Origin of the sequence: Kangiella aquimarina DSM 16071, assembly GCF_000374105.1 — a bacterium.
Lineage (GTDB): Bacteria > Pseudomonadota > Gammaproteobacteria > Enterobacterales > Kangiellaceae > Kangiella > Kangiella aquimarina.
Window position 1 is genome coordinate 1,455,240 of record NZ_KB893650.1, and the last position, 12,362, is coordinate 1,467,601.

The following is a 12,362-nucleotide window of genomic DNA, read 5'->3' on the forward strand; positions in this document are numbered from 1 at the left end:
ATTCCTTATTGCTTAGCTGTATCAGCGCTGGTGTTAAGAGCGGTATCGTTTGAATTTGCAGAGCCAGATTTCGCCTGAGTACCAACTTTCTGAACCTTCATACCGTTTACTGGGTTGTGAACCGGTGTCACGATAACTTCATCACCAGATTGCAGACCGCTATCAATGTAAATGGTATTTGCTTCTGTGCGTGCAAGAGTAACTTCTTGCAAACGAACTTCACTTTCATTTTCAAGAATTAAAACTGTATTACCAAAGTAAAGTGCCTGTCTTGGTAAGGCAATTAAGCCTTCTCGTTCTTTACCGGCAATTTCGGCTCTCACGAAAGTACCAAAACGAAGTGGTGTGCTGTTATCTCTTTTGTTTTCCAGGTTGTAGGGATCCTCAATTTGAGCAACCAGGTAAGTTAAACGGTTGGTTTGTTCAACTACGCCTTCTGTACGAACAAGTTTGCCAAACCATATTTGTTCCTTGCCAGCATAGGTGCCAACTAAGCGTACCGCTGGCTGTTGCTGAGGATTGTCGATGTCTGGTACATCTAAAAAGGCAAGCTCCTGATCAGGGACAGGTAAGCGAACTTCTGCGTATTCTGTTCCATAGACGGTTGCAACTTGGCTTCCCACATTCACGAATTGACCCAGGCCAACCATTTTGCTTTGAATAAGCGCATCAAAATTAGCTTTAACTTTAGTGCGGTCTAAATCACGGCGAGCACGCATCAGGTCTGCCTCAGCTGATTGAACAGCGGCTTCGGCCTGTTTTAATTGAGGAAGTCTTAATACGAGATCGGAAGGCTCGCCTTTACCAATTTTTTTCCAGTCCTTACGTGCTTGCTCAGTTCTGGCTTTAGCGTCCTGGTAGTTTGCCTGTGCTTGTGCTAGCGCTGCTTCGGCGCTACGCATATTAGCAACATAGTTAGCAGGGTCAATGGTAAAAAGCACTTCGCCTTTTTCAACAAACGCACCCACACGGAAATTATCCGAAACGTCGGTAATACGCCCACTGACTTCTGCGACCAGTGTTGAGTTCTCTACTGGAAGAACCGGTCCCTGGCTATCGACAATGAACTGAACATCCTGAGCCTCAACAGCTTTAGTATCAACCACAATAGCCTGAACGAAAGGTTTCTTCTTCGGTGGCTCTGGCTTCATACTTACGAGGCCGACAATTATTACTATGGTTGCAACTAGTATTGCAGCACCAACAAGGATTCTCTTGGTCATTATTTTTTCCCGCTTTCAAAAATTTTAGGATTTCTCCAACTCTCGGTCATTATAACGCTCGGTAATTTCTAGAGCCTAATGTTCAGTAATGACAAAAGGTTAACAAATGTTTCAATACTGTATTTTAAAGGGTGGAATGTGAAAAAAAGGTGCCCGAAGGCACCTTTTTACGTCTTTTAGATAGTAATTGGCTATGAAAGGTTTAGTTCGATAGTTAAATTTATTCCTCGTTCAACCATTGATGTAACCAATTATTGACAACCTGATGCCATTGAATGCTGTTATTTGGCTTTAAAACCCAGTGATTTTCGTTTTCAAAAATTAACAACTGGCTCGGTATATTTTGACGTTGAAGTGCAGTAAATGTTGCCAGAGATTGAGTTTCAGGGACTCTATAGTCTTTGCTACCTTGAACAACGAGCATTGGTGTTTTCCAGTTCTTAACATAATGCACAGGGTTGAATTTTTCAAAGTTCTCGGGCTTATCAAAATAGGTACCGCCATTTTCCCACTCAACAAACCATAGCTCTTCAGTTGAGTAATACATCATACGGTTGTCAAAAATACCATCATGGTTAACCAGGCACTTAAATTGTTCTGTCCAATTGCCTGCAATCCAGTTGATCATATAACCGCCATAAGAAGCTCCCAGCGCGCAGGCATTGTCTGTATCAACAAAGTCGTAGTTTGACTCGATATAGGCCATGCCTTTTTGCAAATCTTCAAGAGGTTTGCCGCCCCAGTCACCAGTAATTGAGTCGGTGAAATCCTGGCCATAGCCTGTAGAGCCGTGGAAGTCGATCATGACTGCGACAAAACCCTGCCCAGCATAGGTTTGTGGATTCCAGCGGTAATGGAAGTGATCACCGAAACTGCCTTGTGGTCCACCGTGAATCAAAAACGCAAGTGGGTAGGTTTTATCTTCATCAAAATCGACAGGTTTAACGATATAGCCATAAACGGTTTCGTCTTTCCAACCTTTGAAGCTGAACTGCTCATAGTCGCCAAACTCAAGTTCAGACATGACTTCTTGATTGACTGCTGTCAGTTGACGTTTGTTACTGCCGTCCAGGTTCATCACAAACAGATCTGCAGGCTGGTTCAGATCGTCATATTGATAGACGATCTTGTTTTGGCCGACATTAAAAGCTGAAACATAGCCGTTATCGGTTAACTGCTGTTTCTTTTTCGTCGCAAGATCATATGACCAGATAACGTTTTTACCGATATGGTTGCCATAAAGAAAAACCTGGTTACCGTCATGACTGAACTGGAAGCCGTAAAACGAACGATCCCAGTCTTTAGTGACGTTTTCAGTCTTGCCAGATTTTAAGTCGCGAATCTTAAGTTGGCGACGATCAGCTTCAAACCCAGGTCGTTCCATTGCCAGCCAGGCAAGCTTTTTCCCATCTGGACTAAAAACCGGCTGAGTGTCCCAGGCCAAATTTTCTTTGGTCAGATTTTTAACTTTGCCACCGCTGATAGACACTTCATATAAATCGAAATTAGTAGAAATAGGCTCTTTGTTATCGGCAATTCGCAAAGTAAAGATCACTTTTTTTCCATCGGGACTGATGGTGTATTCCTCATCGCCACCAAATGGGCTGGAAGGGACATTACCGTTTAAACTGTGTGAAAGGGCAGTAGCGTCAGTAAACGGTTTGTCAGAAAGCTCTGCACTAAACAGGCGACTTTGAGTGCCGTCCAGCCAATGATCCCAATGACGCACAAAAATTTTGTCATACAGTTTGCCTTCCTGTTTGCTGTTACTGGCTGCTTCAGATTTATTCTTGCTGCATTCTAAGGTGTCACATTCAGGATAAACCGATGCGCTGAAAACCAGTGTGTTACCTTTTGGGGAAAGCTTATAGGTTCCAATGCTTACAGGCAGATCTGAAACCTGCTCAACATCTCCAGACTGAACTGGGTGACGCCACAATTGATTGCTGCCACTACGGCTTGATAAGAAATAAAGGTATTTGCCATCGGCAGACCACTTTGGACTGGTATCAGAAGCTGGGTCAGTGGTAATTTGCTGGGGAGTGCTTTCAGCATCTATGGTATCGACCGTGTAAATGTCATAAGTTCCTTTATCGGCTTCCAGATCAGTGGTGCGCAGCATATAGGCAACAGTTTTTCCGTCAGGCGAAAGAGCAGGGGAGGCTACCCGCTTCATGGTTACCATATCTTCAGCCGTGAATGGCTTAGAGGCCTCAGCTCCGCCAGCATTTAATGCCAGTAAGCCTAATAATAAATACAAAGGTTTCATATCTGACTCTGTCTTATGTCTATGTTAGGTGGCCAAAACTATACTGAGCTTTTCGAGCTAAGTCGATAATTTGCATCAATTTTCAGTTGACAGTAACAAGCTCCGTGCTAAAATGCGCGCCATTGTTTTGGGGCTATAGCTCAGCTGGGAGAGCGCTACACTGGCAGTGTAGAGGTCAGCGGTTCGATCCCGCTTAGCTCCACCAAATTTACTTGACTGCTTTGTTAAAAGAATCGTCGCTTACTATAGTAAGCTTCCTCATCTTTTGCCTCGCATTCAAATAAATTATTATTTTGAAAAGTTTGTGTCCCGTTCGTCTAGAGGCCTAGGACACCGCCCTTTCACGGCGGTAACAGGGGTTCGACTCCCCTACGGGATGCCATATAAAGAAAACCCAGCCCTTGTGGCTGGGNTTTTTTATATCTGTGTATATTGTAGGGGAGCCCTTAAACACTTCGACGACCAACAAGGATGTTGGAAGTGCAAGAAATGCAGGAGCAATTTCTTGCCGACCGCCAGGGCAGGATTTGTTCCCGACAAATCTCTGCATTTCCCAAATCCCTGTGGGGCGGTGCCATGTAAAGAAAACCCAGCCCTTATGGCTAGTTTTTTATATCTGTATATTTTGTATTTTTCTTAACCTATCTGGTTGATAAATAGTCATTCTCAACGAAAAGGATAAAAAAACAAAAAAATCCTTATAATTTTTTTGACAAACGAGGGTAGGGGCATTATTATTGCGCCCGCGTTTGAGAGAACAGTTTCAAACATTGTGTCCCGTTCGTCTAGAGGCCTAGGACACCGCCCTTTCACGGCGGTAACAGGGGTTCGACTCCCCTACGGGATGCCATATAAATAAAACCCAGCCATTATGGCTGGGTTTTTTTATATCTGTGTATTTTGTATTGGAGCCCCTAAACACTTCGACGACCGCCAGGCCAGGACTTGTTTCCGAAAGATTTCTGAATTCTCTCCATCCATGGAGGTCAGATGTTGGAAGTGTCGAAAAAGCAGGCTTACTGCTTCCATGACTCAAACAAAAAAGCCCAGCAAATGGCTGGGCTTTTGGTTTGCTATTAGGTCTAGGCAGTTTCTTCTGGTTCTTTATCAGAAGGTGCCATGAAAAATAAAACTGCACCAATTACTACTAAGCCACCACGAATTGTCCAGGCAATATTCTCGCCCCAGTTATTGATCCAGCCGAGTATTTTTAACTCATAGTCAAAAAAGAATAGAGCGATTGATGCTAACCCCAATATTGCAATAAAAGAGCCTAAGTTTTTCATAATATTTCCCCATATATTGTGTTTTGTTGTATTGTTCAAGAAACAACCTACTTAATAACTGCATAAAAATCAACCGGTTAATTCTTTGCAGAACAATTATGTTTCAGAGGCTTCTGTTTCAAAACTGTCGCAAAAATTGAGTAGTGTGCTTCTCTCTGACCCAAAAATGGCAACTATTTATTCATTTTAGGTTGTAACAAATATGCTATAGTCGCTAGCAATTATGACTATGAATTCTAAGAGTATTAGTGAGATGTTAGACACATTAATTAATCGAGTTTCCTGCGGTCGTCTTAAGTCCCCGGCACCTAATAAAGAAGAGATGAACCAGGTGTTTATGGCTGCATTAAGGGCTCCTGACCACAAGCGGCTGATGCCTTGGCAATACATTGTTTTCGAGGGGGAGAAAGCACTTAATGAGTTAGGCGAAAAGTATCGACTGGCAAGCATTTCTGAAGACCCCAATATTCCTCTAGAAAAACAGGAGCGAGCATTGTCATTACCCCATCGCGCACCTATGGTTGTAGTGGCTGTTGCAAAGGCTCGGGGACATGAAAAAGTTCCTCATATAGAAGAAGTTCTTTCAACAGGAGCAGGCGTACAAAACCTTATTTTGGGATTAGATAGTTTAGGTTATGGGGCTTACTGGAGAACTGGCCCATTGGCGTTTAATGAGCATTTAAAGCCATTATTGGGATTGGAGCAAAATGATACTATTGTTGGCTTTATCTATGTTGGAACGCCTGACATGGAGCTTAAATCAAAGCCTGTGCCAGAAGTTGATGACTTTGTGAACTGGGCTTAAATTTTTGGAAGAGTAAGCTTGATAGAACTTTGCTGGGAAGGCTTAAAAGTCTTCCCATAATTTCGATTTCCTATCTTTATAATCTGGGTTGTCGCGCTTTTCGTTGATTTCATCATACTTTGCTTTTTCAGCTCGACGGGAAGGTGAGTCAGGTTTGATCTTTTCATCAAGCTCTTTAAGAAAGTCTGTGATTTCACTGGTGTAGTTGTTTTTTGACATCACTTCGCCTCAGATTGGGTAAGACATTTTCTCTGGATAATTTGATACTAGCGTAAAGAATTAAAAAAGGCCACTGATGTGGCCTTTGTCATTTGTAATACGCGATTAAAACTTAACGTTGTTCGGTACACGTGGGAAGGGGATAACGTCTCGAATGTTCTGGACGCCGGTAACGTAAGATACACAGCGATCAAAACCCAGACCAAAACCCGCATGAGGTACGGTGCCGTAACGACGCAGGTCGCGATACCACCAGTAATCTTCAGCTGGTAAGCCCATTTCTTCAATACGCTTATCGAGCACGTCCAGGCGTTCTTCACGTTGCGCACCACCGATGATCTCACCAATGCCTGGCGCTAAAACATCCATTGCGGCAACAGTTTTTCCATCGTCGTTCAAGCGCATATAGAAGGCTTTAATGTCTTTTGGGTAGTTCATGACAACCGTTGGACGGCCAACATATTCTTCTGCAATGTAGCGCTCATGCTCTGATTGCAGGTCGATGCCCCATTCCACAGGGTACTCAAACTTCTTGTCAGCTTTTTTTAGTACTTCGATCACATCAGTATAATCCATGCGCTCGAAGTTGTGATTGATGACATTTTCAAGGCGGTTTATGCAGTCCTTGTCGACGCGTTGCTGGAAGAAGGCCATGTCATCGGCACACTCATCGAGAACTGCCTTGAAGATGTACTTCATCATGGCTTCAGCCAAATCGGCGTTATCTGACAAATTAGCAAAGGCAATCTCAGGCTCAACCATCCAGAACTCAGCCAGATGACGACTGGTATTTGAGTTTTCCGCACGGAAAGTCGGTCCAAAAGTATAAACCTTGGACATTGCCATACAGTAAGTTTCAACGTTTAGCTGACCAGAAACGGTCAAGAATGATTCTTTACCGAAGAAATCTTCACTATAATCAATGTTGCCTTTGTCATCTTTCGGCAAGTTGGTCATATCCAACGTGCTAACACGGAACATTTCACCGGCGCCTTCTGCGTCAGATGCGGTAATGATTGGGGTATGAATCCAGAAAAAGCCTTGCTCGTGCATAAAACGGTGAATTGCTTGTGCCAAGCAGTTGCGCACACGTGTTACGGCACCAATCAGGTTGGTGCGAGCACGTAGGTGAGCATTTTCACGTAAGAACTCAACGGAGTGTGGCTTAGGTTGGATAGGGTAGGTATCGGGATCATCAACCCAGCCAAGAACTTCAACCGCTGTTGCCTGAATTTCAAAAGACTGACCTTTACCCTGCGACTCAACCAGCTTGCCGGTTACCTTGACGGAACAGCCAGCGGTCAATTTAACCACTTCTGACTCATAATTAGCCACATTATTATCGACTACTGCCTGAATTGGATTAAAGCAGCTGCCATCGTGAATATTAACGAACGAAAGTCCAGCTTTCGAATCACGACGAGTACGTACCCAGCCTTGTACGGTGACTTGCTCACCGACGCCGGGTTTGCCCGCGAGGGCGTCGACAATAGATACTAACATGATAATAAGGCTCCGATTTACCTTCTATTTGAAATGAGAATGTTTATTAATATTGGTGTTAAAACTTTTGTTTTCCTTCGAGTTTCAGGCGAAGGTTGACTGCTTTTTTCTGGTCATCTGTAAAAGTATGCCAATTAAGCACTTCGTCGAATGTTCGACCGCAACCACGACACACTTCATCACCCAAAACGGTACTACAGACGCCAATGCAGGGCGAGGCAGTAGGACTTCTTTGGCCTTTGCTTGAAATGGACACGATTTCTCCTGCAAAACTCACGAAAAAACAAACGCCGTATGTTACCGTGACACGCGGCAGATGGCTAGTGATAATCATAATACATGAGCACAAGATGTGGTAATACACAGTTACGATTCAATGCTTGTAATTATTGACCTCGTCGGCTATCTTGCCGCTATTCTCAACTTGATGTGCATACCATGTTTCAACTAGACGAGTCACAAATTCAAGAGTACCGAAACGACAAACCTGAATACTATCGCCAGCTGGCGCTTCAACTGGATGCCTTATTAGCTGAAGATAGCAACTGGATTACCAATATGTCGCAAATGTCGGCCTTTATTTTCCAGATGCTTCCGGAACTCAACTGGTCAGGGTTTTATCTGGTTAACCCTGACAAAGCTGACAGTCTGATTCTTGGGCCATATCAGGGCAAGGTGGCTTGTGTCCATATTCCTTTTGGCCGTGGTGTCTGCGGAACCGCTGCTGCTACGCTTGAAACTCAATTAGTTGAAGACGTACATCAGTTTGATGGCCATATCGCCTGTGATGCTGCCTCTCAGAGTGAAGTAGTCATTCCTGTAGTGGTGGATGGGCAATTGAAGGGTGTATTGGATATCGATAGCCCGATTACCAACCGATTCGATCAGGATGATGCAGATGGCCTGACAGATTTGTTAAAAACCTTTATCAAACGTACACAATTTCCTAAATAGGTGTGCAATGAGTATTCGTCCGTTTCATTTAGCCATTCCGGTACATAATTTAGAACAGGCCAGAGCGTTTTATGGTCAGGTATTAGGATTTAGCGAAGGTCGTTCCAGTGACCATTGGATTGATTATGACTGTTATGGCCATCAGTTGGTGGTGCATCTTGATGAAGCTATGCCTGTTAATCAGGATAAAGCCAATAATCAGGTAGATGGACATGCCGTTCCAGTGCCGCATTTTGGAGTAGTGCTGGATATGCCTACCTGGCAGGACTTAGCAGACCGGTTAACGGAGCAGGGCATTCAATTTGCCATCGAGCCTTATATTCGCTTCAAAGGTCAGCCCGGTGAACAGGCCACTATGTTCTTTTATGACCCATCTGGAAATGCGTTGGAATTTAAGGCTTTTAACGACCTAAGTCAGCTGTTCGCCAAGTAAAGTGAACAGCAAAAAAAAGCAAAGCCTAGGCTTTGCTTTTTTCAATATCTATACAATATTCAATGGCTAGAAGTTCATTGCCTTAATAACTTCATCCGGCAATTCAGGAAGTGCCGAGCGCGGAATCAGGAAGGTAGTCAAATTGAATAAATCGCGGAAGAAGCGGTTGTTCTGAGTCGTTTGACGAAGATAGTCGTGCCCTGCAGAACCACCAGTACCAATCTTGGAGCCAATCATACGCAACACCATAGTGGTGTGACGATAACGCCAGGTGGTGAACTTCTCATCAATTTCAACCAGTCCCTGTAATAATCTAAACGGACCATTGAGCATAGGCTGTTCACGGTAAAGGTTAATGAACAGGGCGCTGAGTGTTGCTTCCTGGCTCATGCGGAATCGCCCCTGAGTTTTGAGCTTGTCATACTTGTCTTTGTCAAACAGTGCATCAAAAGTGGCGCGGGTATTCTCCAGGTCATTCAACTGGAAGGTTTTTTCAGCATCACTGAGGTAATCCGCTTCTTTAAGTACCTTCTCATCATGATTGAGCATGGTTTCAACGGCTTCTTTAAATATGTTCCAGAATTTAAAATCACCAAACTCAAGGAAAGGCATACGCTCCAACCATTTTTCAACCGCATCAAATAATGAGGGTTTCTCTTCAAGATCCATTAAGTAATTGCGGTCCTGTTCATTCAAGCGACTGTAGAAGGACTTTTTGTCGAAGTTAATGCGGTATTCGGACTTAAGTCCAAGCAGAATTTCAATCTCTTTGAACTGAATACTTTGAAAGCCTGAAGCTGGAATCAGGTAGTCACGGAAGTCGAGAAAATCCAGCGGAGTCATGGTTTCCAGAATATCAATTTGATCAACCAGAACATCTTGTATGCGATGAACGCGTTCAAGTCTCAGATTAACGGTACTGATTTTACTTTCATCAACATGGCTTTGGGAGAGAACCGGTAGGATTGAGTGAATCTCATGCAGTATTTGCTTAAACCATAACTCATAAGCTTGATGCACGATGATGAAAAGGGTTTCATCATGGGCTTCAGCACCGTATTTCTGGCTTTCCGGATGCTGTGCGTCTAGTAATTTATCCAGTTGTAAATAGTCTGGGTAATAACAGGGTTTGGTATTTTTTTGCATGGTCCACCGCTTATATTAAGAATGACAGGCTGTTTTGCCTTGCTCTTTTTTTAACTGTTAAACACTTTTGTTTGGCAAATAAAAAGGAGCACTCGAAGTGCTCCTTTAAATTATAGACCTTTGAAAAAAATATTGTCAGCAATAATTTTTCAAAGTTAGGTGTTTGTTACTCGATTAACGCTTATTAATATCTACGTAATCGCGCTCTGTAGCACCTGTATATAACTGACGAGGACGTCCGATGCGACGGTCATCTTCACCAATCATTTCGTGCCACTGAGAAACCCAGCCGACAGTACGCGCTAAGGCGAAAATTACTGTAAACATATTGGTTGGGATACCCATGGCATCGAGGATAACACCAGAGTAGAAGTCTACATTCGGGTAAAGCTTCTTCTCGATGAAGTATTCGTCTTCAAGGGCAATTTTTTCTAGTTCAAGAGCTACCTTGAAGATTGGGTCATCATGCTTGCCCAGTAGATCCAATACTTCGTGAGCACTTTCACGCATCACTTTAGCGCGTGGGTCAAAGTTTTTATAGACGCGGTGACCAAAGCCCATCAAGCGGAACGGATCATTCTTGTCTTTGGCACGCTCAATAAACTCAGGGATACGGCTTACATCGCCGATTTCGCGCAACATGTTCAAGCAGGCTTCGTTAGCACCACCGTGCGCAGGACCCCATAAGCAGGCAATACCTGATGCAATAGCAGCAAACGGGTTAGCGCCTGAAGAGCCGGCTAGACGAACCGTGGAGGTAGAAGCATTTTGCTCGTGGTCTGCGTGAAGAATAAAGATGCGGTCCATGGCTTTCACCAATACTGGATCAGGTTTCCAGTCATTGGTAGGCATGCTGAACATCATATTCAGGAAGTTCTCAGCAAGGCTCATGTCGTTATCAGGGTAAACGAATGGATGACCAACGCTGTAGCGGTAACACATTGCAGCAATCGTAGGTACTTTGGCAATCAGGCGCAGAGCACTGATGTCGCGGTGCTGAGGGTTATTGATATCCAATGAATCGTGGTAGAAGGCAGAAAGTGCACCAACTACAGAAACCATAATGGCCATCGGGTGGGCATCACGGCGGAAGCCATTGAAGAAGTTCATCATTTGTTGATGAACCATGGTGTGATTGTTTATTTTGGCAACGAAGTTTTCATATTCTTCTTTGCTTGGTAATTCGCCATTTAACAGAAGGTAAGCAACCTCTTCAAAATTTGACTGCTCTGCAAGCTGTTCAATAGGGTAGCCACGATATAGTAACTGTCCTTTTTCACCGTCAATGTAGGTGATTTTTGATTCACAGGCGCCAGTTGATACATAACCAGGGTCATAAGTGAAGTAGCCAGCTTTGCCTAACGCTCGTACGTCGATAACGTCTTTGCCCAAAGTAGGGGAAAGTACGGTCAAATCCAATTCTTCGCCATTGGGTAAGCTAAGTTTAGCTGTTTGTTGCGACATAAAGTCTCCTTTGGACTATAAATTGCTTACTTTTTACTCAATAAATCGAGTCTAATCTCAATCAGGTGGTGCATTCTACAAAATTTTGTCACATTTTACATGAGATATTTTTGTGACAGTTGATGATGATCAATAAGATTTTGGCATATATAGGAAATCTATCGGGTTAATTAATTGTAATCACCGACAAGCACTTATATAATTTGCGTCCGAAACTTTGTATCACTACGGGGTTCCTGTCTGCAGCGTATTTCGGTCGCATTTCACGCACTCATGCAAGGCAGGACACAGAGACTCTCACGCCCTGGCGACCTGGGCAAAAATAGATAAGATACGTCGTGAATCAAAAGAGACCAACAAACCTGAATCTTGCAACGATAAGATTCCCTGTACCTGCAATTTCTTCTATCTTGCACCGTATTACAGGCGTCATATTATTCTTCGCTGTACCTATCCTATTGTGGATGCTACAAAAATCCTTTACTCCAGCTGGCTTTAATGAACTGAAAACCATGTTTGCCGAGTCATTCTTATGGCAGTTCGTTTTATGGGCTATCACCACTGCTGTTGCATATCACGTTATTGCAGGTGTTCGTCATCTGTTGATGGATATGGGCATTGGTGAGACGCTAGAAGGCGGCCGTCGTGGTGCCTGGCTGGTAATAATTCTATCTGCGATTGCTGCAGTCGTATTAGGAGTATGGGTATGGGCGTAGTAACAGCATCAACAAGCCTTGGTCGTTCGGGCCTGCATGACTGGATCATCCAGCGTGTGTCAGCAATTGTAATGTTGGCCTATGTAATTTTCCTTGGCTACTTTATCTGCACAACTCCTGAGTTGTCATTCCCAGTATGGCAAGAGTTGTTTGCATCGACCTTTATGAAAGTTTTCTCGTTATTGGCATTATTGTCAGTAATAGGACATGCTTGGATCGGTCTGTGGATTGTGTCCACTGACTATATGCCAAAACTGGCAATTCGTTTTGTCTTCCAAGTACTTATTATTCTCATCTGCCTGGCACTATTAGTGTGGGGCATTCAGATTTTGTGGAGCCTATAA

Annotated in this window: 13 protein-coding genes and 3 tRNA genes; 8 read left to right on the top strand and 8 right to left on the bottom strand. The window is 43.6% G+C overall.

Translation table 11 applies throughout. The features are described from left to right. Window positions 1–5 precede the first annotated feature (5 nt). Complete coding sequence (locus B158_RS0107040; protein WP_018624663.1) at window positions 6–1,223, bottom strand: efflux RND transporter periplasmic adaptor subunit; 1,218 nt, start codon at window positions 1,221–1,223, stop codon at window positions 6–8. A 220-nt stretch (window positions 1,224–1,443) separates the two neighbouring features. Next, window positions 1,444–3,492: an alpha/beta hydrolase family protein gene (locus tag B158_RS0107045; RefSeq protein WP_018624664.1), complete on the bottom strand. Its 2,049-nt coding sequence runs from the start codon at window positions 3,490–3,492 to the stop codon at window positions 1,444–1,446. 129 nt (window positions 3,493–3,621) lie between these two features. Here B158_RS0107045 and B158_RS0107050 point away from each other — a divergent pair. The 3 genes from B158_RS0107050 to B158_RS0107060 all read left to right on the top strand — a co-directional run bounded on the left by B158_RS0107050 (window position 3,622) and on the right by B158_RS0107060 (window position 4,342). Continuing rightward, a tRNA-Ala gene (locus tag B158_RS0107050) sits at window positions 3,622–3,697 on the top strand. Window positions 3,698–3,798: 101 nt separating this feature from the next. Next, window positions 3,799–3,874 (top strand) — tRNA-Glu (locus B158_RS0107055). Between the two features lie 392 nt (window positions 3,875–4,266). Next, window positions 4,267–4,342 (top strand) — tRNA-Glu (locus B158_RS0107060). 232 nt (window positions 4,343–4,574) lie between these two features. Here B158_RS0107060 and B158_RS0107065 read toward each other — a convergent pair. Further along, window positions 4,575–4,778, bottom strand: coding sequence for a hypothetical protein (locus tag B158_RS0107065; protein WP_018624666.1), 204 nt, complete (start codon window positions 4,776–4,778; stop codon window positions 4,575–4,577). A 253-nt stretch (window positions 4,779–5,031) separates the two neighbouring features. On the opposite strand from B158_RS0107065, the gene B158_RS0107070 reads away from it, so the two are divergent. Beyond that, on the top strand, window positions 5,032–5,583 hold the full coding sequence (locus B158_RS0107070) for a nitroreductase family protein (protein WP_026309292.1): 552 nt from the start codon (window positions 5,032–5,034) through the stop codon (window positions 5,581–5,583). Between the two features lie 42 nt (window positions 5,584–5,625). Here the strand turns inward: B158_RS0107070 and B158_RS13455 are convergent, their stop codons facing one another. The 3 genes from B158_RS13455 to B158_RS0107085 form a co-directional block, all read right to left on the bottom strand. Beyond that, complete coding sequence (locus tag B158_RS13455; RefSeq protein WP_018624668.1) at window positions 5,626–5,802, bottom strand: CBU_0585 family protein; 177 nt, start codon at window positions 5,800–5,802, stop codon at window positions 5,626–5,628. Between the two features lie 105 nt (window positions 5,803–5,907). Beyond that, complete coding sequence (gene asnS / locus B158_RS0107080) at window positions 5,908–7,305, bottom strand: asparagine--tRNA ligase (RefSeq protein WP_018624669.1); 1,398 nt, start codon at window positions 7,303–7,305, stop codon at window positions 5,908–5,910. Window positions 7,306–7,363: 58 nt separating this feature from the next. Beyond that, window positions 7,364–7,561: a DUF1289 domain-containing protein gene (locus B158_RS0107085; protein WP_018624670.1), complete on the bottom strand. Its 198-nt coding sequence runs from the start codon at window positions 7,559–7,561 to the stop codon at window positions 7,364–7,366. Between the two features lie 182 nt (window positions 7,562–7,743). Between B158_RS0107085 and B158_RS0107090 the strand changes: the two genes are divergently transcribed. Both B158_RS0107090 and B158_RS0107095 read left to right on the top strand, forming a co-directional pair. After that, window positions 7,744–8,259 carry a GAF domain-containing protein gene (locus tag B158_RS0107090; RefSeq protein WP_018624671.1) on the top strand — a complete coding sequence of 172 codons (516 nt, stop codon included), beginning with the start codon at window positions 7,744–7,746 and terminating at the stop codon, window positions 8,257–8,259. Between the two features lie 7 nt (window positions 8,260–8,266). Then, a complete protein-coding gene (locus B158_RS0107095; RefSeq protein ID WP_018624672.1) occupies window positions 8,267–8,692 on the top strand; it encodes a VOC family protein in 426 nt (141 codons plus the stop codon). A 66-nt stretch (window positions 8,693–8,758) separates the two neighbouring features. Here B158_RS0107095 and B158_RS0107100 read toward each other — a convergent pair whose 3' ends face one another. Together B158_RS0107100 and gltA are read right to left on the bottom strand one after the other, a co-directional pair. After that, the gene (locus B158_RS0107100; RefSeq protein ID WP_018624673.1) at window positions 8,759–9,838 is read right to left on the bottom strand and encodes a tryptophan 2,3-dioxygenase family protein; all 1,080 of its coding nucleotides are present in this window, start codon (window positions 9,836–9,838) and stop codon (window positions 8,759–8,761) included. A 174-nt stretch (window positions 9,839–10,012) separates the two neighbouring features. Then, window positions 10,013–11,302: a citrate synthase gene (gene gltA / locus B158_RS0107105; protein ID WP_018624674.1), complete on the bottom strand. Its 1,290-nt coding sequence runs from the start codon at window positions 11,300–11,302 to the stop codon at window positions 10,013–10,015. 338 nt (window positions 11,303–11,640) lie between these two features. Between gltA and sdhC the strand changes: the two genes are divergently transcribed. Together sdhC and sdhD are read left to right on the top strand one after the other, a co-directional pair. Beyond that, window positions 11,641–12,018, top strand: a complete 378-nt coding sequence (gene sdhC / locus B158_RS0107110) for a succinate dehydrogenase, cytochrome b556 subunit (protein WP_026309295.1) — start codon at window positions 11,641–11,643, stop codon at window positions 12,016–12,018. After that, the gene (gene sdhD / locus B158_RS0107115) at window positions 12,009–12,362 is read left to right on the top strand and encodes a succinate dehydrogenase, hydrophobic membrane anchor protein (RefSeq protein WP_018624676.1); all 354 of its coding nucleotides are present in this window, start codon (window positions 12,009–12,011) and stop codon (window positions 12,360–12,362) included. The genes sdhC and sdhD overlap by 10 nt, the downstream gene beginning before the upstream one ends.